The 21,772-nt window shown below is 44.2% G+C and carries 17 protein-coding genes and 1 tRNA gene; all 18 read right to left on the reverse strand.

Annotation, left to right across the window (positions count from 1 at the left end; translation table 11 throughout):
• Positions 1 to 261 precede the first annotated feature (261 nt).
• Positions 262 to 429, reverse strand: a complete 168-nt coding sequence (locus tag JL57_RS34100) for a hypothetical protein (protein WP_291299942.1) — start codon at positions 427 to 429, stop codon at positions 262 to 264.
• A gap of 371 nt (positions 430 to 800) precedes the next feature.
• Positions 801 to 974 (reverse strand): hypothetical protein, encoded by a 174-nt coding sequence (locus JL57_RS34105; protein ID WP_291299943.1) that lies wholly within the window; start codon positions 972 to 974, stop codon positions 801 to 803.
• Between the two features lie 22 nt (positions 975 to 996).
• Positions 997 to 1,371, reverse strand: coding sequence for a hypothetical protein (locus JL57_RS34110; RefSeq protein WP_291299944.1), 375 nt, complete (start codon positions 1,369 to 1,371; stop codon positions 997 to 999).
• A 338-nt stretch (positions 1,372 to 1,709) separates the two neighbouring features.
• The gene (locus JL57_RS10480; protein WP_291299945.1) at positions 1,710 to 3,158 is read right to left on the reverse strand and encodes a hypothetical protein; all 1,449 of its coding nucleotides are present in this window, start codon (positions 3,156 to 3,158) and stop codon (positions 1,710 to 1,712) included.
• Complete coding sequence (locus JL57_RS10485; RefSeq protein ID WP_291299946.1) at positions 3,152 to 4,117, reverse strand: phage holin family protein; 966 nt, start codon at positions 4,115 to 4,117, stop codon at positions 3,152 to 3,154. Before JL57_RS10485 ends, JL57_RS10480 begins: the two co-directional genes overlap by 7 nt.
• 535 nt (positions 4,118 to 4,652) lie before the next feature.
• Positions 4,653 to 6,881 carry a hypothetical protein gene (locus JL57_RS10490; RefSeq protein WP_034141995.1) on the reverse strand — a complete coding sequence of 743 codons (2,229 nt, stop codon included), beginning with the start codon at positions 6,879 to 6,881 and terminating at the stop codon, positions 4,653 to 4,655.
• 213 nt (positions 6,882 to 7,094) lie between these two features.
• Positions 7,095 to 7,352: a hypothetical protein gene (locus JL57_RS10495; protein WP_045690927.1), complete on the reverse strand. Its 258-nt coding sequence runs from the start codon at positions 7,350 to 7,352 to the stop codon at positions 7,095 to 7,097.
• Between the two features lie 574 nt (positions 7,353 to 7,926).
• Positions 7,927 to 8,003 (reverse strand) — tRNA-Pro (locus tag JL57_RS10510).
• 61 nt (positions 8,004 to 8,064) lie between these two features.
• Complete coding sequence (locus JL57_RS10515; protein WP_034141998.1) at positions 8,065 to 8,511, reverse strand: ACT domain-containing protein; 447 nt, start codon at positions 8,509 to 8,511, stop codon at positions 8,065 to 8,067.
• A 103-nt stretch (positions 8,512 to 8,614) separates the two neighbouring features.
• Positions 8,615 to 10,726, reverse strand: coding sequence for an acetate--CoA ligase family protein (locus tag JL57_RS10520; RefSeq protein ID WP_034141999.1), 2,112 nt, complete (start codon positions 10,724 to 10,726; stop codon positions 8,615 to 8,617).
• Positions 10,727 to 10,863: 137 nt separating this feature from the next.
• Positions 10,864 to 12,858, reverse strand: a complete 1,995-nt coding sequence (locus tag JL57_RS10525) for a TRAP transporter permease (RefSeq protein ID WP_291299947.1) — start codon at positions 12,856 to 12,858, stop codon at positions 10,864 to 10,866.
• Between the two features lie 22 nt (positions 12,859 to 12,880).
• Positions 12,881 to 13,891, reverse strand: a complete 1,011-nt coding sequence (locus JL57_RS10530; RefSeq protein ID WP_034142000.1) for a TAXI family TRAP transporter solute-binding subunit — start codon at positions 13,889 to 13,891, stop codon at positions 12,881 to 12,883.
• Between the two features lie 265 nt (positions 13,892 to 14,156).
• Positions 14,157 to 15,275, reverse strand: a complete 1,119-nt coding sequence (locus JL57_RS10535; RefSeq protein WP_034142001.1) for a sodium ion-translocating decarboxylase subunit beta — start codon at positions 15,273 to 15,275, stop codon at positions 14,157 to 14,159.
• A 40-nt stretch (positions 15,276 to 15,315) separates the two neighbouring features.
• Positions 15,316 to 15,462 carry a hypothetical protein gene (locus JL57_RS34115; RefSeq protein WP_291299948.1) on the reverse strand — a complete coding sequence of 49 codons (147 nt, stop codon included), beginning with the start codon at positions 15,460 to 15,462 and terminating at the stop codon, positions 15,316 to 15,318.
• A 36-nt stretch (positions 15,463 to 15,498) separates the two neighbouring features.
• Positions 15,499 to 17,610: a sigma-54-dependent Fis family transcriptional regulator gene (locus tag JL57_RS10540; RefSeq protein WP_034142002.1), complete on the reverse strand. Its 2,112-nt coding sequence runs from the start codon at positions 17,608 to 17,610 to the stop codon at positions 15,499 to 15,501.
• An 85-nt stretch (positions 17,611 to 17,695) separates the two neighbouring features.
• Positions 17,696 to 18,853: an acyl-CoA dehydrogenase family protein gene (locus tag JL57_RS10545; protein WP_034142003.1), complete on the reverse strand. Its 1,158-nt coding sequence runs from the start codon at positions 18,851 to 18,853 to the stop codon at positions 17,696 to 17,698.
• 22 nt (positions 18,854 to 18,875) lie between these two features.
• Complete coding sequence (locus JL57_RS10550; RefSeq protein ID WP_045691392.1) at positions 18,876 to 19,748, reverse strand: enoyl-CoA hydratase/isomerase family protein; 873 nt, start codon at positions 19,746 to 19,748, stop codon at positions 18,876 to 18,878.
• Between the two features lie 109 nt (positions 19,749 to 19,857).
• The gene (locus tag JL57_RS10555; RefSeq protein ID WP_034142004.1) at positions 19,858 to 21,615 is read right to left on the reverse strand and encodes an acyl-CoA carboxylase subunit beta; all 1,758 of its coding nucleotides are present in this window, start codon (positions 21,613 to 21,615) and stop codon (positions 19,858 to 19,860) included.
• Positions 21,616 to 21,772: the final 157 nt, after the last annotated feature.

Raw genomic sequence — 21,772 nt, forward strand, 5'->3', positions numbered from 1 at the left:
AGCTAAGCGAACTGTTATCTTGCGCTGGGGTGTGGCTCGCCGTTTCGGGTCCTGGAGGGACGCTCAGGATTACGTCACCGGCTGCCGAGGACTAGGCCGCTAGTTATCCAGCCTGAAATATAAAGCGAGCCTGGTCCTCTTGGGCGTTCGCTGCAGACTGTTAAGGTACCCTGTTTTATTTGCTCTATGTCTGGCCTCCTAATACTGTAGCAAGAAAAACAGCGATCTAAAAGGACTAATCTGCTAGTCATCCGGCTTGAACTATAAGCCGGCAGCACAGTCCTCTCGCGGATGCGTTTCGGGTCCTGGCCGGCTGCCGCTCAGTGGATCTCCCCTCGAACCTCGTGGAGCTAACTGAGCTAAGAGCGCGGTTATCCCGCAGCTGGAGTAGGGCCCGCCGTTTCGGGTCTTGGCCCTGCCGCTCCGCACTCACCCCTCGTAACCTCGGGCTGCCTCCGGAGCTTGGCTCGCCGACTTGGGTCCAGGCTTATCTCCGAATGAGAGTCACCCCTCCGCCTCGGGTTGCCTCACATCCTTGGCGCGTGGTTTATGGTCTTGGCACGCTTCCCAGCAGGTGCGTTCCCTCCTAGAAGGCCCTGATCCTCCTGCGTCGGGATCCGTGCCTTACTGCGTCGAGAACCCCCCGCTCGGACGAAGCTGCATGAAGGCCTGGGTGCGGCCTACATGCCGAAGCTCAGACTTGGGCCCGTGAGTTTGGGTCTTGGCCCGTCGCTCATTTTTATAGCTCCGTTCTGACAATGATTGGATCTAGTCGCTTATCATGTGCCCTCTCTCACTTCTCACACTGCTTGGTGTGCATACTCGGCATCGAGGTATAGTCCCATACGTGCACGGGTACCTCCTTGCTCTAGATACTCTTGTCTTCGGCGTCCTTCCCCTCCGTTTAGCTTACCTGGTAGTACCGCCCAGGATTGCGTCAAGGTCTGCATACGACTTGGCTGGCATTTATTCATCTGCTCGGTATTCCTATTATCATTACTCTTCTAAGAACTGAACATCTATTAATACTACATATAATCGTTCATAAAACCTATGCATAGTGCAGGTCATTGTACTCTCATATTGCCTTTTGAGACTTCTTTGGATCGCTGGACGGACCATGCCGCACGCACAGGAAAGTGCGGCCTGCCAGCGGGCTCGGCCTGCGAGCCGTCCGTCCCCGAATTCCCGCTCACGCTGGTCATACGCGGCCGGGGCCGGGAACCGCGAATTTCCTCCTACGTCGCTCATACGCGGACGAGAGTTGGCACCGATCAGGCGAAGTTCCCTCCTGCGTCGGTCCGCCGCCTGGGTTACGACGTGGTTGGAACGTTGACGAGGTATAAACGAGGTGGGGGACCCGCCCTTCATGCATGTCTTGGACCGTCGAGATTAAGATCGGCACGGTTGTCTCAGGGGGAGACACCCGTGCCGACGAAGAATAAGAGTGTGATAACGGGTCCAGGTCCGTCGCTGGACGGACCATGCCGCACGCACAGGAAAGTGCGGCATGCCAGCGAGATCGGCCTGCAGGCCGTCCGTCCCCGAATTCCCGCTCACGCTGGTCATACGCGGCCGGGTCCGAGGGCCGCGTATTCCTCCTGCGTCGCTCATACACGGACGGGTGGGGATAGTTCGCTCGGCGCTAGCCAGCAGAACATTCTATGCTGAAGCGAGAATGTCCTGCGGACTCCAGCTTTTTGGTTTTGTCATCGTGTCCATGTGGCAGATGCGAGCATATCCTCGGACCTTGCACTCCTGTAACAACTGGTTACTTCCCCCAATATAATAGGCTCCATATTCTCAAACTTTGACTTTTTCAATAGTTTGTCGGAGTTTTGAAGTAATTGATCCCAAATATCGTCATTAATACTTTCAAGATGCTTCAGTTCTAATTCTGCTCTATCAAATAACCAATATTTAACCGATGGAATGAGGTATCTAATTAACGCTAACCATTCAGCATAATTAATAGCAAGAGGGTTTCCTTGCCTTAAATATACTTTTCCAACATTTGCCGCACAAGCTATAGAATGAGAACTTAATAACATGGATCGGTATTTAGGATTACCTCCCACCATAAAAACAATATCGTCGTTTTCTACAAAATGACGGATCATTATATACATTCTTAAAATAATTTCAATTGATGCCGGAGTAATACTCATCGTCGCAAAATGCCTTAAATCGTACCCATGGTAATACATCCATTTAGTTAACTGACTAATGGTTGCAGTCTTCCCATTAGGTCTTTTAAAACTACCAACATTTAATAACTCAAAAATCGAAGCAAAAGGGATCGGCAATCCTTTCTTAGTACAAACATCCGAACACAAATGCAGAAATTGTTTCACAACTGCTTCAAGAGGATCCGTACCCACACTCACCTTTTCAATAACAATAATTCCATCCTTAAGAGATGTAGAAGTTCCCCTTATTATATCGATTACTCCAAAAATCAAACCTAAAATGGGGTCATGACCAATCGTATCAATTCTATGAGTAGAACCACCAGTGTTATCGTATGGAACTTTAGCTACATTTTCAAGCCAGCTCTGTAAACCGTCCGGTAATCTTAAGCTCTGTAGCCATTTAGTCAACGGACTACCTTTTTGTCCTTTATATACACCTGACGTCATATCTTTAGGTATCGCTACAATGAATATATCAGTAAGTGCAGCCACAATTCCTGCAAGCCCAACGAATATATAATCCCATTTATCCCATTTAAATTGCTTGCTATACTTTTCGCTATTAATAGTCTCTAAATCAATATTAGATAAAAACATTTCATATGGAACAAATGGATTGATATCGTTTTTCAAGGAATATTTATAACATTCCACAACATAATCATCCCATGTGGTAAATTCAATTTTTTCGAAATAAAATTTAATTTCAGCTCGTTTTTTCTCATAAATAGAATTAATACTCTCTGTTTCTAGCTGCGCATTTAAAATATCTTCTTCGGAAAGCAACTCAATATCCTGTAATAATTCATCTAGCATTTTTTGGACCGATATAATTTCCATCGCAGTATCTCTATTTGTAGAAAAGGCTGTTTCAATATCTTCAATTTTTTGAGTCATTTTAGTTACTATGTTATATTGAACATTAATAATGGGATGCAGGCCATCTAACTCTTCCTGTGTTAGCATGCCGCACAACCTTGTTTCTTAGAATTCTGAATTTGTCTCAACTTTTGTATAACTTCCTGAAGTTTATGAATAGCTTCTCTATTAGACTCTGCATCTTGTGCCTTCTTTTCTAATTCCATTAATTTGTCAATTAAATTATTTATTGTATCCTGTAAATTTCTAATTACTTGCTCGGCGCGCCTTTCTTTTGCAAGTTGAGCTTTTTCTTTCTGTTTTTTACCTCCAACATCAAGTAAGTTTGTCACAACAACAAAAATAACTGTTCCGATAACAATTGCGATTCCTATTCCAGGAATCATTCCAAACCCTAATCCAAGTGCCGCTAGTCCACTAGTAATTCCCGCTGCACTTAACCCGATTACACTACCACTAAAGTACACAGCAGCTATCGGAACACCAACTGCACCCAATGCGCCAATTCCCGCTTTCAAAGTATCAGCCGCAAACTGATCATCGATTCCTCTCTGGGCAATTTCTTTAGCTTTTTGTGCAAATTTACGCATCTCTTTGTTTTGATCATCAGTGATACTGAATTCGTTACTTAACCTTCCAAGAAATTCTTGTTGTGTAGAATTTAATTCATCATTACATATTGATATCTCGATACAATTTAAATAAGCTATGTACTTAATTTCCTTCTCATATTCCTTGACATTTTGAACTATTACTTCAATGTTGGGCTCTTCAACTAAATAGTTTTGAATTTCTAATTTACCGCTTTCAGAGAATCCGTCTGTGTTCATAATTTCGTAAATTTTCCTTAATTCGTCCTTATAGAGTCCTCCGTCAACATAGGCTATCTTAAATAGAAGTCCATATATATCAATCAGCTGCTTTTCACTAAATTTTATTTCTTTTGGTTCCGCGTCCTCAATATTTTCCTTAATATCAGATATTTTAGTCACTGCAAAATCAATTGAGCTCTCAGTGGCTTCCTTTAATTTATCAAAAAAAGACATATCTTTACCCTCCTGTAAAATCCGTTCTCACTTAAAATTATTCGGGACGGTTTTCGCTAATTATTTTCTTCTTTATCTGCGTCTATTACCGCCCCCAAAGGTTTTACCTTGAGTGGAATGTCGCTTTAATATGATCTCCTGTTCGGTTTCTACACAAGTCATTCTTATTTGCACCTGTTTTTGCTGGAAAATATGACTTTTAAATTCTTCACTAATCTGTTTTATTCTCTATTATTTATTGTAATCCTTTCTTATTTAGGAAATAAATCCTAAGCTTAGCTTATATACATTAGCCCACTCCAAATTGGCTATCATTACTCTTACTACCCACAGGGGGTTGCGACCAGCTTAAATTTCAATCATCGTTGGATGACGCTTCGTTGGAATCGTAATTGAAGCTGTAACGATTCAAAGTCGTCAACTGCTGACATAGGTTCAGAGTCATAAGCAGCTATGGAGCAGCTTCCTCCCGGGCCGGCCTGTTTTGAACCTGCACACAGCCTCCAGTTTAAAAATATGGCGGTTTTGTCCTGGACTAATCTAGATTAGTCAGACCTGAAAACCGGCAATTTTTAATCATCTCCTCGGACACAGCTTCCACTACATCCTTCCAGTGCCGGACCGGTTCCTGCCCCAGTTCCGCCGGCACCGTCTCCGCTAACCGGGCTTGGCTGTCCCCACAGCGCTCTTTGACCTGCCGAACCGCTTCCGCTACCTGATTGTCGTAGTGATGTTGTTCCAACAGTTCCGCCGCAATCCTTTGGCCCAGTTTATCCTGAAGGCTTTTATCCAGGCTCTCCTGCATAATCCTTTCAGGGGGTATCACTTTGCCTTTATTGTGCAATTGGATTTTCCCCTCCAGCCAGGCTAGAAACTGGGGAGTACTCATGGCATTCAGTTCCACTCTGTTGTTCTGCAGCCATCTCTCCCACAGGGGATCTATATAGCTGGCCACGCCTTTCTTACGGCCGGATTTTTCCACCGTTTCGACCTCCAGCCCCATGGCGAGGGCTTCTTCAGGGTCTAAGCCCAGATTGATGATCTTCACTTTTCTGCCGGGCCTGGCTCCGGTTTCATTCTGCAGGGTATCATAGATGATCGTGCCATAAGCGTCGGCGTCATGAATGCAGAAAAAGGTGATCTCTTCCTCTGAATTTTCCCCGAGGGCATCCAGCAAATCCTTGACCGCCCGGCTGGCATAACCTTTACTGGTGAGCAGGGCCATATCATATTTCTCCGGGATTTTCTTTTCCTTGAGCACATTGAAGAAGCCCTCTTTTTCAATATACAGGACTTTGTTGAATGTCCAGGCGGGCTTATGATAATTTTCCACCGCGATGGTGCCGATGGGAATATCTTGACCGCAATGAGGATGGTACAGCGTCCCCCGCTCATCCCGGTACATCAGCGGAATGTCGCCGTGTTCCGCCTCATAACTGCCGATCAGATCCCGGCAGAAATAAGTGTAATCCGGCTCTTTCCCCGTTTCACGGATCACGTAGGGCCGGACGGCATAATAGAGCTGGCGCAGGCTGAAGCGGTATTCCCCGTTGCCGCTGGCTTTGGCAATAGCTTTTTCCAGGCATACCGCCACAACTTCTTTCTGGGATTTCGTTTTAATTACAGGGGTGGGCAGGGATTTTTGGGCTCTGTCCACCGCCTTTTTAATACCATCTCGAATCTCGTCGGCGATGACCGAGAGATCCGGCTCTTTCCCGTCCGTCACAATGGGGATATAAGGTGTCATGATATTGATTAATATAACGGCGGGCTTGGCCTTAACATTGCAGATTAAGCCGCAGCCGAAAAGATTCAGCTCATTTTTGTTGTGGTAGATATTGACCTCGCCGGTCACCGGTGATTTGTTGAGTAATACCGTGAGATGAGGTGTAGCGGAGAGCGCCGCATAGACTTCCAGGACAAAGGGTATTTCCGCCTCCTGGTTCCCTTTCATATTCCTGACCTTAAAGACACCGGATGATTTACAGTAGTCCTTCCAGTTAACCAGCTGGCCGATCCGCCCCAGCCGCTCCGGATTAACATTTTTAACCTGGGCTCTCAGCTCACCCAAAAGCCCTTCTGTTTCGCTAAAGCCTAAGGCAGCGGCAGGTGTCTTGGAATAGTTAGCGGCTATTATCCCAGCTTTTCTGCCGGTACAGCCATCAAATTGGGCGATCAGTTCCCTGACCGATCCGCTGAAGGATTGAAACAATTCAAAAAAGTTCTCGCTGGTATACCAATAGGGAGAGGTGTTTCCTCGGTAGGTTTCACCTTGGGCATAGTCTATCGCCAGGCGCGCCCAGTTTGAATCGATGGGCATTTTGCCTAAAGTCAAGCTGATTTTTGTCCCCTCTTCGTGATATGCACCTAAACATTCCGGGAGGGCCCTGCCGTCCTTTTGCCAATGGATTTTATAAGTTTTCCCTCGGGTGGAAACATAGAGTTCGCCGCCCGATGCTGCTACCGCCCCGGCTACCACGCGCAGGCCATTCCCCAGCGCTCCTCTGGTAGGCAATCTTAAATACTTAGAGGATCTGAGGGGCCTGTTGATTGAAAACAGTTCGGGATCCAGGCCGTTGCCGTGATCCTTGACATAAAAAAACTCCCCCCCATAACCAATTTCACAATCTCCTCCTAGATCTAGAGCATTGTCTACCAGTTCCTTACAAACCAACAGGGATAATTTGCTTTTAGGCACCCCTGCCTTTTGGGGCAGTGTCTCCATATTTCTGAACAATTTCCAGTCTTCCCGTTCAAATAGCATGCTCTGAATTCATTCCTTCTCAAAGAAATTACTGGAATATAATATGTTCAGGCTTCGAAAAATGTCAGACAACTTGGCAAATTACTCTGAAGCAATCCGTCCACTTGTCATGAAAGTGAAAGGAGCTGCCTTTTCATGAATGTCCTCAGACATCATTATGAGACAGCCCCCAATAATCTGTACTAAATTCCAATACGGCTTACAATTTGCCTCCTATAACAGCCAGCTGTAGTCCTGCCTGCAGTCTGCCACAACGTCCACGCAGACATTTTCCCCTTTTATTTGGTAAATCAGCAAGTATCGCTTTGCCATTAGAAGCTTAAGATATTTGCCTGCCGGTACCAGCGGATCGGAAAGCCAAGAGTTCCGCTCCGAAAATTCCTCCAGAAATTTTGCCTTCGCGCTGAACTCGGAATAGAGATAACTACGGCATTTATCCCTCTTTTCAAATTCGATAGCCTTTCTATTCATAAAATCCGTGACATCTTCATCTTGATTGCAACAAAAAAGAGAGAGCGCATCTCTCCATAACTCGGCCCACTAAGAGTAACTTCCGCGGGCATCTGCCCGCTCCATGGAGCGCATCGAGGAACGGGTGAGCACTCTTGATCCAGCCGCCCGGAGTAAATGACTTAAGATTGATGTAGATGTTTTCTTCCTTTACTGGGAGTTGTACACCAGCCTTCGTGCCAGCCTCCAGCTCCACCTTATTTAATGGACCTCTTAAAAGTCGTGATCATGGATGGCTTCACGCTCAAAAAGAACGAGCGAAAAATAATTGATATTAATGACAAGCTCGTAAGAGACAAAAAAATACCGAAGACTCGTTTGCACTTTCTTCGGCATTATCATGCGACATGGCTGTATGAAAATAATGTACTAGACCAATTGAAAAATCATCGAGCTCCAACAAAAAGAAAGCAGATAGAACTAAAAGCATGATACTAAAATAGACCATTCAAGATGGTCTATTTTTTGGTCGGCATTAGGTCAACATTTGCAGTTTGACCCGCCTACCTTAAAAGGCTGAGAGCCTTAATATTACTGGTCGGAGCGACATGATTTGAACATGCGACCTCTACCACCCCAAGGTAGCGCTCTACCAAGCTGAGCCACGCCCCGATTTCAATGCCCTCATTTGACGGCTTTTAAAGGATACCATATTTGCTTTAAATCCGCAACCCTAAGTTTGACCGATCACTTCAATTTTTCTAACCCCATCGATTTCCCCAAGCCCAGCCAATAAATTCTCGGGGGTATCAGCCATGCCAGCAGTTTCAATCGAAATGGAAACATTGGCTACTCCTTGCAGGGGAATCCCTTGATTAATCGTCAGGACGTTGCCTTTAACCGAGGCAATAAAGTTTAGGACGTGGGATAGTACTCCGGCTTTATTCTCTAGAATCAAGGAAATAGTAATGATTCTTTCCCTGCTAGCCTCATAAAACGGAAATACGCCATCCTTGTATTTATAATATGCGCTTCGACTAAGCCCTACACGCTCTACTGCATCATTGATCGTTTCGACATCGCCTTTGACAAGGAGTTCTTTCACCTGTGCGGTTTTTAAAATGGCTTCGGGCAAAATACTTTTACTGACCATTAAAAAATCATGGGTCTTGCCAGCCACCAAATCGCCCCAATCTATCTCAACGACATTACCTGTAATCTTCAACCATATTATAAGCTGATTTGCGTGAGTTTGGCAAGAATGATAACTGACTCATACCTGATCAGAGAGTATTTCCTACCAATACCCCATCTAAAATCTTGGCTCCTCGACCCTGCTCCAAAACTGTAACTGGGTTAATATCCAAGCTTAAGAGGCTACCCCCAGCTTCCACGGCTAATTGGCTAACACCCAAGAGTATTTCGACCAAGGCTTCTTTATCAACGGCTGCCCTTCCTCTGACTCCGTTCAATAGAGCAGCCCCTTTAATCTCCCGGAGCATATTATGAGCATCCTCGCGACTTAAAGGTACTGGTTTTAAGACTACATCTTTAAGCACTTCAACAAAAATCCCGCCCAAGCCAAACATGATCTGTGTGCCTAAAACCGGATCTCTCTGCAGCCCAATGATTGCCTCTACTCCCGGTGGAATTTGTTCTTGGATTAAGATCCCATTGATCTTAGCTTGGGGATTATAAATCAGGCCCTTTTCCATAATTTCATTAAATTTAGCTGCTACATCCTGTGCCGAACTGATATTAACAGCGACTCCTCCAGCTTCGGTTTTATGCAAAATATCAGGAGAATCAATCTTCATCACGACTGGATAGCCCATCTTTTCTGCAAAAGCTACCGCGACCTCTGCATTGGTGGCAACGTATTCTTTAGTGACAGGAAGCCCGTATAGTTCTAATAATTCCTTGGTAGCATGTTCACTTAGGGCTTTGTTGCTTTCCTTAAGGGCAAGTTGAACTTTGTCTTGTCTGTCTGAATTTATTTCTCCTGCAACGGGTGTTTTCCACCTACGTTTAAAACTGGCATACTGGTATAGCGACCCCAAAGCTTTAGCTGCCCGAGCTGGAGAGTGATAGAGTGGGACTTCCGCATCCTTTAAGACGTCAAAACCCGGCTTGGCTACTTGGCCAACACTCCAACAGACAACAAGAGGTTTATCTGTATCTAAAGCCGCTTCGGCAATGTCACGGCCAATTTTTTCCGCAATTTTTCCCGTAGCCATAGTAATGGCGACGATCAGCATATCTAATTCATCAGAAGCCAAGAGAATCTTCAGACATTTTTTGAATTCTTCTCCCTGGTTCAGGGATTGTGCTGTGACATCCACAGGGTTTTGGGCACAACCAAAGGACGGAATGACCTTCCTTACCTCTTCCTGTAAAGCTTCACTTAATTCCGGTACTTGCAAACCCCATTCTTCTGAACGATCAGCCAGTAAGATACCTACTCCACCAGACATGGTTACTATCCCTACTCTATCCCCTTGCGGCAATTTACCGGGCGCAAAGGCTTGGGCCAAGTCAATAACATCATCACTGTCTTTGGCCTGAATGATGCCCATTTTGTCAAAGTAACTTTTGTAGGCTGCTCCCGAACCAGTTAACGCCGCTGTGTGTGTAGCGGCTGCTTTTTGACCACTGGCAGAATTACCGACTTTTAAGGCAATAATAGGCTTGCCTGCCTCTGCTGCCTTTTCTGCAGTCTTCTTGAAGGTCTCGCCATCCCTTAATCCTTCCAAATAGGTGACGATTACTTTGCTGTTGGGATTTTCCACTACATAAGCTAAACCTTCACCTGCAGTTACATCAGCTTCATTACCTGTTGTGATAACAAAGTTAACGCCAACCCCGGCCTCTTGCAGCAAATTAAAGAGCATAAAACCCACAGCCCCACTTTGGGATACTAAGGCTACCGGGCCTGCCTTGATACTCTCAATTTCCATGGAAGCGCTAAAGGAACAGATCAGCCCCGATGAAACATTCAAAATACCCAAGCAGTTAGGACCAATTAAGCGCATCTGAAATTCTTGGGCTATCTTGATAATATCGTCTTGGATCGCTTTACCTTCTGCGCCGGTTTCAGCAAAGCCCGAAGAAAAGATCACAGCTCTTTTGATTCCTTTGGCACCGCAATCCCTCAAAATCCCAGGTACTCGAGCGGCAGCCACGGCAATCAGAGCTAAATCTACTTGTTCAGGAATAGCCCCTACCGAAGAATAACAGATCAGTCCTTTGATTTCTTTGTACTTGGGATTAACCGGATAAATCTGACCTTGATACTTATGATCTAACAAATATTTTAGAATTTTGCCGTTAATAGTTTTAAAGTCCTGGCTTACTCCAATAATGGCTACACCTGTTGGTTCCATGAAATATTGCATTCCTGTTTCCCCTCTCCAAAGTCTTGATTTCTAGAACAGTATAATAGCCCACCAGTGTTCCGGCAGGCAATTATACTGACCTGTTAGGTACTCTGCTAAAGATCTTGGCCTATAATTTTTGCCTGAATAAACTAATACTAGAGGTTGATTCCCTTGGCCTCTTCTGATTTAAGCTGAAACCGCTGCCAGAGGAACACTAATATTAATACCGAGATACCAACTGTATCTGTAAGCAATCCGGGTTTAATCAGGCCAAAAGCAGCTACAAACAATAATAATCTATGGAAAACATTAGTAGTTGTTAGCATATAGCCCTGTACAGCACAGGCTAGCGCTATAATTCCCATAGTCGCGGTTACTACCGCCCCGAGAATCTCAGTCATACTACCCTGGGCTATTAAGGCTGGCGAGTAAATCCAAATATAAGGAATTAAGAATCCAGCTGAGGCTAAGCGTGCCGCAGTCCACCCTACTCTACTTGGGCTTGCTCCGGCAATCCCGGCCCCTGCGAAGGCAGCCAAGGCTACCGGTGGGGTTACGTTAGAAATGTTGCCAAAGTAGAATACGAACAGGTGAGCGGCCAAAGGAGCGATCCCCAGCTTGAGGAGAGCAGGGGCGGCAATGGTTGCCCCCACGATGTAGACCGCTGTTGTGGGCATTCCCATACCTAGAATTATAGCTGTGACCATGGTCAGGGCCAAGGTAGGTAACAAGTAGCCGTGAGCTAAGGCAAGAATGTTGTCACCTAGTGTAATACCCAGGCTGGTCAGAGAGGATACCCCGACGATAAAACCCACCACCGCTGTGGCAATAGCTACACCGATACTCCCTTTAGCCCCTATTTCTAACGCCTTCAAAAAGCCACGCCAGCTCATTCGAGTCGATTTGCGCATGAGGCTTGCAGCTACCGCAACAATAATCCCATAGAAAGCAGCATAAGTTGGAGTTACACCTTTTACAAGCAGATAGACTATTGCCACGAGCGGCAATATCAGATGTCCTCGTTCTTTCAAGACCAATTTCATGTTTGGCAATTGGTCACGTGGCACACCCTTTAACCCAGTCTTAAGTGCTTCTAAGTGCACCATTGAAAAGACCGCTAAATAGTAGAGAAAGGCAGGTATCAGCGCGGCAATCATAATGTCTTTATAGGGGATATTCAAGATTTCTGCCATGACAAACGCCGCAGCTCCCATTATAGGAGGCATGAACTGACCACCGGTGGAAGCAACTGCTTCCACCGCCGCAGCAAAATGAGGCCTATAACCTATACCTTTCATCAGAGGGATGGTAAATGCACCAGTAGAAGCTACATTGGCTACCGCACTACCACTGATCGTTCCCATAATCCCACTTGCGAATATAGCGACCTTAGCTGGTCCACCCGGTGAAGTTCCTGCGATGGCCATTGACGAATCGTTAATCAACTTGGCCATCCCAGTTTCCCCGAGGAAAGCACCGAATAATATAAATAAGAAAATGAACGTGGCCGAAACACCCAGGGCGATACCGAAAATACCTTCTGAGCCTAAGTACATTTGGGAAATAATTCGCTTTATGCTGAAGCCGCTATGCCCAAAGGAACCCGGGATGTGTTCTCCAAAGTAGGCATAGAGGAGAAATAGTGCGCCAAGGATCGGCAACTCTTTGCCTAAGGCCCGGCGTCCCGCCTCGAGCACAACTAGAATACCTAAGGCCCCCATGATGTAATCCTGGGTAATCGCCAGACCTCCGCGCATTGCTAATGCCTCGTTGGCAAAGACCATATAGAGGCCGACTACAACACTCAGCCCAACCATGAACCAGTCCACAATGCCCGGTTTGCTCTGCAACCCTTTCTTACGGGCAGGATAAAGCAGGAAGATGAGCACCATGACAAAGGTCAGGTGAATGGAGCGCAACTTTATGGCCTCTAGCGCTCCAAAACCCGCTACCCACAAATGAAAAATGGAAAATGAAACAGCTATAACAGAGACCAATAACGCAAGTTTTGATTTGGCGTCAAACTTCCGGAATTGCGACTCTTTGTCGTATTTTTCCAGAGTTTCCTGTATAATTTCTTCTTCTGTGATTTGGTTTTCTGATAATGCGTTGACCTGTTGAATGTCACGCTTTCCTTTTTTATCATTCATGCAGCTAACCACTCTCTTTACTTTACTTCATTACACCGACTTCCTTGAAGTACTTAATTGCACCCGGGTGCAGCGGCACAGTCCCCATTCCTTTTGCAGCATCTTCTTTCTTAATATTCTTAGTAATCGCGTGGGCATTCATCAGGTCTGGTATATTATCATAAATACCCTTAGTAAGATCATAGATTAACTTCTCACTTAGGTCAGCCCGTGTAAGTAATAGATTTGCCAAGGCTACCGTGTGCACTTCTTCATCCTGCCCCTTGTAGGTGCCTTTTGGAATGACATATTCATAATAGAACGGATACTTGGCGATTATGGCCTTAATCATGTCCGGTTCAAGAGAAATTAGCTTGACGTCAATTGAATTGGAAACATCCAAGATCGCAGCCAAGGGCATGGCACCGGAGAAATTAGAGGCATCGACCTGTTTGTTTTTCAACAACTCACTCGCCTCATTGAATCCCACGTAATCGGCTTTAACGTTACTCTTATCCTTATCCCAGAAATTCAAATCATAAGCTCCTAGGACTTCCTTAGAGTTTGTTACTGTCCCGCTCCCAGTGGCACCTGGTGCAAATCTCTTTCCTTTAAGATCCTTGAGAGAGTTGATACCTGAATCCTTACGTACTACAATTTGCGTGACATTTGGATACAGAAACGTCATCCCACGCAGGTCCTTGTTGGCTCGTCCTGCAAAATTATCCTGACCTTCATAAGCGTACACAGCTACATTGGCCATAGTAAAGGCAACTTCGACTTCCTTTTGTTGCAAGAAATTCATATTAGCCGCACTTGCCTCAGTTGACTGGGCTGAAGCTTTAACACCAGGAACTTTGTCCGTCCATATTTTAGCCATGGCATTTCCTATCGGATAATAGGCCCCGGAAGTAGTACCAGTAGCAACGTTCACTTTTTGTTCTTTTACGGGTTCCGGACTAGAACTAGCTGGCGCCTGAGTAGCTTGACCTCCACAACCTGTCATAGCAAGCGTAATCACAATTACCATTATTAAGCTAAATACTTTCCTCATTAAAAATCGTCCTCCTCATACATTTTTTTCAATTAAAATAATACCAATCTTTCGAGTGTCTTAATTCACCCCTTCCATCTCAACTAATCCTGTATAAACACCGACATGCGGCGTTATAGCCTAATGTCGCATTGGTGTTTCATTATAATAAATATTCATAATTCGTAATATACTTAAAACTTTCTGATAACTTCTTATAAAAAAAGAAAAAGTTTTATTTAATTATAACCTTATGAATTTATAAAACAACATCAACTGCAAAATGCTATTTTAAAAACGTCAACATAACTGATGCTGCAATTAAAGTACCTATTACTCCCGCCACATTAGGACCCATGGCGTGCATTAAGAGATAGTTTTGACGATTTTCCTCTGCGCCTACTTTATGAACAACCCGAGCAGCCATGGGTACGGCAGAAACCCCCGCAGCTCCGATCAAAGGATTGATTTTCTCTTTTATGAAAAGATTCATTAACTTTGCTAACAAAACTCCAGACGCTGTAGCAATCGAAAAGGCAAATAAACCGAGAATGAATAAGAAAATTACTTCTTTTTTGAGGAATATCTCCGCTGTCATAGTGGCACCTACGGAAAGCCCTAGGAAAATTGTCACAGTATTCATGATTTCGTTTTGGGCCGCCTTCGAAAGCCTTTCGACAACTCCTGATTCCTTAAATAAGTTGCCAAGCATAAACATAGCCATTAATGCGGCTGAAGCAGGGACAATCAACATAATCAACATTCCTGTAACAACTGGGAAAACAATCTTTTCCGTTTTGCTGACCACACGTAACTTTCGCATCACGATTCTTCGTTCATCCTTAGTTGTCAGTAATTTCATGATGGGTGGTTGTATAACTGGAACCAGGGCCATGTATGAATAAGCTGCCACTGCTATTGGCCCAAGCAGATGGGGCGCTAACTTAGATGTGAGATAAATTGAGGTCGGACCGTCTGCTCCCCCAATGATCCCAATCGACGCTGCTTCTTTCATGTCGAAACCAAAAAGCAAAGCAACAAAAAAGGTAACATAAACTCCCACTTGAGCACCGCCGCCGAGAAGCAAAGTTTTAGGATTTGCTATCACGGGGCCGAAATCGGTCATCGCACCTAAACCAAGAAAAATCAGGGGAGGAATTATTTCCCATTTAATTCCGTAGTTATAAAATTTCCAGATAAGTCCTTCTTCGGGCTGCATTAAATATGTCAGCGGTAAATTTACTACTAGGATTCCAAAGGCAATTGGTAATAAGAGCAGGGGCTCATATCCCTTTTTAATGGCCAAATACATAAGTACAAAAGCTATTATCCACATACCCACATTCCCAACGGTAAGATGAAAAAAGCCGCTGGATGCAATCAAGTCTTGTAGTACATTCTCCATGTCTTAAACGTCTCCTCTCTATCTTTCTACATTAATTAACTTATTCCTTTGCTTTTGCTAGACGTTTTTCAAAACTTCTAACGACAAATGAACTAGCACTTACCGAGAGCTGTAGTAAAAACATGATCAACATGACAATACTTACGCCACTTACAAACACCTTGACAGCTAAACCCCAATCAGTCACACTAATCCCGTCCTTTCTATGGTAATTTGCTTACTACTAGTCCCAAGATTTTGTGACATTTTCCTGCATGTCTTTTAATTTCTTCAACTTCCGTACTACCGTGGACTGATTAACCCCTAGAGCCTCTGCGGCTTTAACGGTCGTTCCGTGTTGCTTCATAGCTAACTTAACAAGTTGTTGTTCTAAATCATCGATAGCTTCTTTAAGTGGAATTACTCCGGCCACTGTAACGGACCTAAGAGGGCTTTGTTCCTTTTCATAAAGTACGTGGTCAACTTCTCGAGCAGAAATAAGCTTTTCGTTAGAAGTAACTACCAACCTCTCTATGACGTTCGCCATCTCCCGAACATTACCTAACCAAGGATAGTTCAAGAATAAATGAACTGCTTCTGGAGAAAAGACTTTTTCCAGCCCATGTCGCTTATTGTTTTGCTCCAGATGAAAAAGAACCAAGGGAATAAGATCTTCTTTACGTTCCCTTAAGGCTGGAACTTTAATAGGTACTACGTTGAGACTAAAGAAGAGATCCCCGCGGAAAAGACCCTTCTCCACTAACTCTTTCAGAGGTCTCATGCTACTGGCAATTATTCTAATATCAACGGAAATAGTTTCTTTTCCACCTGAAACTTGCAGTGTCTTATCTTGCAGTATCCGCAACAGACGTCCTTGTAGACTTAAGGACATCTTGCCAATATCCTCCAGGTAGACACTACCTTTTTCAGCTAACTCGAATACCCCTGCTTTTCCCTTATTACCGTTATCCTCAGAGATTCCTTGGCCGAATAGTTCAATCTCTAAGAGCTGGTTAGGAAGGGATCCGCAATTCAATTTGTAAAAAGGAGCTTTACTACGTTTACTATTTAAATGAATTAATTTAGCAATTTCTTCCTTACCTACCCCTTGTTCCCCTACTAAGACGACTGGTGAATCGACTTGGCTTACCCTCGAAGCAAGATCCATGACGTTGTTCATGATAACCGAACAGGACCTCAACTCTGCACCCATTTCCTGCTGATTCCTCATCTGAACAATCTGAGACTGATACTTTTCTGATAGTTGTTTACTTTCTTCCAGAGCTTCTCGTAAAAATACTAACTCACTCGTATCTCGAATGTTGATAACAATTTTTACAATTTCCCCTTCTTCACTATAAACTGGGTTGCCCGTGATAACTAGAGAATGCTTATCAAAAGGTCTTTCCAAAATACTTGCTAAACCATCCTGTTTTTTAACCAATTGGATAATATTTTTCTGGAAAACTCCATTATCCACAAGGTCTTTAAACGGCTTTCCTACCAGACCTGCCCAAGGAACTTCCAAGATCCTGCCCACAGCAGGGTTACAACGAAGAATTTCACCCTGGCCATCACAAATGATTAATCCGTCATAAGAAGAAACAATAATTGTCTGGAGCTCCTCATTAAGTTGTTTTACACTTCTCAGTTCTTGCAAAATCTTTTCTAGCTCAGAAACATCTTGGAAAACGCCTACCGCCCCTACTACTTCCCCATCTTTAATAATCGGAGTCCGATTAGAGATATACAGTCTGCGACCCACTTTAAATTTAGTCCCAAATTCCGGTATTCCACTGCGTACAACCTCTAAGAGACCTGTTGGGATAATAATATCGTTTAAAAAACGTCCAACCGCTTTTTCTTTAGTTGACATAGTGGGTCTTTCTGCTGCTGGGTTGAGAGATGTAATAATTCCCTGTTTATTGATAGCTAAAATCCCATTATGGGCCGAGTCAAAGACCGCTTCAAGTTCTTGACTGCGTAATTGGACCTGTTGAAGATAAGCATTCATCAAAGAATATCTGGTCACCACTCCAGTAATTTCTTCTTGGTTATTCAAGACTGGGTAAATATCAAAAGGTAATTCCCTAACATCTTCTAATAACGCGTCTTCCTTTAAAGGAAGGAAACGAGTCGTCAAATAGTCGACAGCCTTATTCTCCGCATTGAAGTTTTCTAGGCCCTTCTCGAAAATCTGCTCTTTGGTAACCATACCCATCAGACGACCTTGATCGTTGAGTAAAGGCAAGCCCGTCACTTTTCTCTCCTTTATTAAAGTAAGTGCATCCCCTATAGTGTGGTAACTGTAAAGACATACGGAAAGTCGTGACATCACTTGACCGACACGCAACAAACTCGTTCCCCCCTCATCATCGGAAATTAGGAATAATAATACTAAAATTTATGTTTATTTTTTAAAGGGTAGTTAAATTAGTAAACTACCTATTTGGCTGGTAACCAAGCTCGATGTTGGCAATAATCTGCATATGAATGTTGGACGTTCCTTCGAGGGTTTCAAACTGCTTGGCATCGCGGAGCCATCGACCACAAGGATATTCGGTTGAATAACCATATGAGCCGTAGATTTTCATGGCCATGTTTGCACCATGAACTGCTGCATTACAGCCGAATAGTTTAGCCATCGAAGTCGCTTGTTGGTTTGGCAATTTGTTTTCCTTGAGCCAGGCAGCTCGATAAACCAGGTATTTAGCAGCTTCGTCTTCTAGTTTCATTTCAGCAAGCTGTTGCTGGATCATTTGATATTTTCCAATCTGTTTGCCAAACTGGGTACGCTCATTGGCATATTGAACTGCCCCCTCTAGACAGGCCGCAGAAAGCGCTGCCGAACCAGTGGCACAACCCATACGTGTGTTATTTAACATCCACATACAAATCAAGAAACCCTTATTAAGAGGACCTAAAAGGTTTTCCTTTGGAATCACAGCGTTTTCAAACACCAGTTCTGAAGTCGGAGCAGGCCACATGCCCACCTTTTTGAGAATGGGAATTCTTGTAATACCCGGGGTATTATTATAGTCCACGATAAAACAGGATAAACCCTTCGTTCCTGCTCCTTTTTCTGTGACCGCATAGAGAAGTCCAATATCGCAAGTGTGTCCGCCTGATATCCACATTTTGGAGCCATTCACCAACCAGTGGTCACCCTTATCTACGGCAGAAGTTTTCATACTAGCCACATCAGAACCCGTGTTGGCCTCAGTTATCGCAAAGCTCCCTACAGCTTGGCCACTGACCAGACGGGGTATATACTTTTGCTTTTGTTCCTCGGTACCCCATTCATTTATCGTCATCGCCGGACCCCAGACGTTGCCGCTAATACTTAGCCTCCAAGACGTATGAACCTTAGCAATTTCATATAAAGCCACGACAGCTTCCATCCAGCCCATGCCATTTCCGCCATACTCTTCAGGGATGCTCCAACCTAGCAGGCCTAAATCACCCATTTTAGTAAGGATCTCTCGGCGATAGTAATGATTATCTTCGTCTTCCTCAACATACGGAGCAATTTCCTTTTCTGCAAAATCACGAGCCATCTCTTGAATCATTCTTTGCTCTTCGGTTAATCCAAAATCCATTTTTCCCCTCTCCCTCCTGTAATTAATGACCAGTAAAAATTGGTTTACGTTTTTCTTTAAGGGCTGCCAACCCTTCCCTGTGGTCAGACATTTCAGAAACAATAGCCATTTGGGAAGAAATTAAATCTAACGCTGTCCGCAAATCGTTCGTGCGTTGAGCTGAATAAACAGCCCGCTTAATCATTTGCACGCATACTGGAGGGGAATCCGCTATTTTTCTAGCCAGCTCTAAGGTAGCTTGTTCTAGCTCCAACGCGGGGACAACTTTGTTGACCATACCCATTTTTTCTGCTTCGTAGGCTGAGATAAAATCCCCAGTCCATAAGATTTCTAAAGCCTTGGCAACTCCTACTAATCGCGGCAAATAAAAAGCACCACCGTCTCCGGGTACAAGGCCTGCCTTCACGTAACTGGCAGAAAGCTGCGCATCATCTGCAACTACCCTGATATCGCACATTAAAGCCATATCAAGGCCTGCGCCTATGGCCATTCCGTTAATACCGCAAATAACTGGTTTATCCATTATGTCCAGTGTCAATGCAATTTTATGGATGAGGCTTGTCAAAGCCCGTTTACGGTCGATGGCCTTATCGCCCCATGACTCACCTTGATCATCACATCCGACAAATCCTTTTCCATTAAGCATGGCATCGATATCCCCGCCGGCGGAAAAGGCCTTACCCATGGCAGTCACCACGATAACCCTTATGTTTTGATCCTCTTGTGCGTCTTGAAGTGCCTCTGCCCATTTCCGAATCATCGGTAAAGAAAAGGCATTATTCTTCTCCGGTCTGTTCAGGATAATCCTGGCTAAAAAACCGTCTTTCTGATAAAGCAAATGATTATCCTTATTCTCTTGAGGGGTTATCCGAAACTTTAAGCATTCCCTTCCCATTATTCACATCTCCTTACAATTTCGTTTCTTGATTTCCCTGGAAATGTAGACTTAAACAGGAAACTATCCCATTAGGATAGGTAATTACCCCAAAGAGTAAGAATCTTGCTTATCCCTTGATCGACCTAGGTAGGATCATTTGATGAATTGGTGTGATAGACTTAGGATTTTGATAATTTGCGCCTGCAAAAGCCACACAATATTTTCTTAAGTCTGGGAGGGAAACAATCTCATCCACAAACCCTCGTTGAGCACAGTACACCGGTCTTGATTTCGCTTCGTAGTCTTTAATCATTTGGTTCATCTTGTCAATGGTTGGTCCTAAATCGTTACCAGCGTCTTGTTCTTTGACCAGCCTTCGCGCATAGGAAGCGGCAGCAGCGGTTTCCCCGTGCATCACATAAATTTCTGTTAATGGAGTTCCCAGGGTAAAGGCATTATTTTCATTAGCTTGGGGACCTCCCATAATATAATGAGCTGCAGCAGTTCCTTTTCTTAAGACGATGCACATCATAGCGACATCCGTTTTTTCGATGGAGTAAATCAAGCTCTGACCAATGGCGAGCAATTCAGCCTCTTCCGCAATATCTCCTACATCGATGCCTGTTGTATCTTGCAGCCAGATGATGGGCAAATTATCCCGACCACACATGGTCACGAATTCGCATTGTTTGATAAGTCCCTGACGATAGTGTTTACCGCCTACGCCAACATAGGCTCCTTCTGCGTACTCTGGATATTTAGGTATTATTCCTTGTCTGTTGCCGATTACTCCGACCGGGAAACCGTCAATTTTAGCTACCCCAGTAAAGACCTCCGGTCCATAATCAGGCCTATACTCCATGAATTCGCTATTATCCGTAAGACGGGCTAATACTTGAGTAGCATCATAGGGTCTTTTTTGGTTGGCAGCAATAATTCTATTCAGATCTAGGAGAGGAAACTTGGGTTCAGCCGGCTCAGCCACGCGAAAAACTTTGGGATCAAAGGCTGGCATACCACTCATATACTCTTTAATCCCATCTAAGACGCCAATTTCAGTATCATAAACTTCTCTAAAATAGGCGGTTTGATCAAAATGAGTCTCTACCCGACCCGGTGCCTTTTCCTTAAATCCTTTAGTGGCATTGATTAAGTCTTGGGCTGCTTCCAAGTCGAAATAACCCTTTGGATTCATCCCTCCAACAATCCCGGCTCCTCCCACAGCAATATTGGCATCCTGATGGGCTATAAGAATCGTAGGACTGATTCCTTGATAGCCACCGCCAGCCGGGTTTGTGCCATAAATACCATTTAAGATCGGAATTCCAAGCCGATTCAGCTCAGCATGCCTGAAAAACGTCGTACCGCTGCCGCGTCGATCGGCGTAGACGTTTTCTTGCTCCATTAATTTAACCCCACTACAATTAGTAAGCCAAACTAAAGGAACATTCAGCCTTTTGGCTAAGTCAGTGACCCTTAAGATATTCTCAGATTGGCCAGAAATCCAAGCTCCTGCCATGACCTTATTATCAAAAGCAATAATCACTGCCCATTTTCCATCTATTTTACCTAGTCCGTCTACAACACCAGTGCATCCTTCTTCATTGTCATTTGGATTATAAAGTGTATGTAAAGGACACCAAGTTCCGGCATCAACCAGATAATCGAGCCTATCCCAAACCGTCATCTGACCTCTTTTTCGAATTTTCTCAGCAGGAGTGCCCGCATTTTTTACTGTTTCGATGGCCTTGGAAATTATTTCCTCTTGTTCTTGAATAAATTTCACGTTGTCTTCAGTTCGTTTTATTTCTCCTGCACTTAAAGGTTTCCCAATATCGGACATCTTTTCGAAGTAGGGTCGCAAGGCAGTTTGCTTTCTATGCATAGATATTACGATCTCCCTTCTCATCTTCTTTGATTAATGGTCTATGAAATACCAAACCAAAAACCGATCTATAACTTAGGGGGAATTCTTCTTGGTTAGGAAGTTGCTTTACTTGATGACATAATCAGGTATATCTTTGCCCCTCAAATTAACAGAG

Source organism: Desulfosporosinus sp. BICA1-9, assembly GCF_000802135.1.

Coding starts and splice junctions, on each gene's coding strand:
- JL57_RS34105 (WP_291299943.1), bottom strand. CDS start 974: ATGAATAAATGCCAGCCAAGTCGTATGCAGACCTTGACGCAATCCTGG.
- JL57_RS34110 (WP_291299944.1), bottom strand. CDS start 1,371: ATGAAGGGCGGGTCCCCCACCTCGTTTATACCTCGTCAACGTTCCAAC.
- JL57_RS10480 (WP_291299945.1), bottom strand. CDS start 3,158: ATGCTAACACAGGAAGAGTTAGATGGCCTGCATCCCATTATTAATGTT.
- JL57_RS10485 (WP_291299946.1), bottom strand. CDS start 4,117: ATGTCTTTTTTTGATAAATTAAAGGAAGCCACTGAGAGCTCAATTGAT.
- JL57_RS10490 (WP_034141995.1), bottom strand. CDS start 6,881: ATGCTATTTGAACGGGAAGACTGGAAATTGTTCAGAAATATGGAGACA.
- JL57_RS10495 (WP_045690927.1), bottom strand. CDS start 7,352: ATGAATAGAAAGGCTATCGAATTTGAAAAGAGGGATAAATGCCGTAGT.
- JL57_RS10520 (WP_034141999.1), bottom strand. CDS start 10,726: ATGCAATATTTCATGGAACCAACAGGTGTAGCCATTATTGGAGTAAGC.
- JL57_RS10525 (WP_291299947.1), bottom strand. CDS start 12,858: ATGAATGATAAAAAAGGAAAGCGTGACATTCAACAGGTCAACGCATTA.
- JL57_RS10530 (WP_034142000.1), bottom strand. CDS start 13,891: ATGAGGAAAGTATTTAGCTTAATAATGGTAATTGTGATTACGCTTGCT.
- JL57_RS10535 (WP_034142001.1), bottom strand. CDS start 15,275: ATGGAGAATGTACTACAAGACTTGATTGCATCCAGCGGCTTTTTTCAT.
- JL57_RS10545 (WP_034142003.1), bottom strand. CDS start 18,853: ATGGATTTTGGATTAACCGAAGAGCAAAGAATGATTCAAGAGATGGCT.
- JL57_RS10550 (WP_045691392.1), bottom strand. CDS start 19,748: ATGGGAAGGGAATGCTTAAAGTTTCGGATAACCCCTCAAGAGAATAAG.
- JL57_RS10555 (WP_034142004.1), bottom strand. CDS start 21,615: ATGCATAGAAAGCAAACTGCCTTGCGACCCTACTTCGAAAAGATGTCC.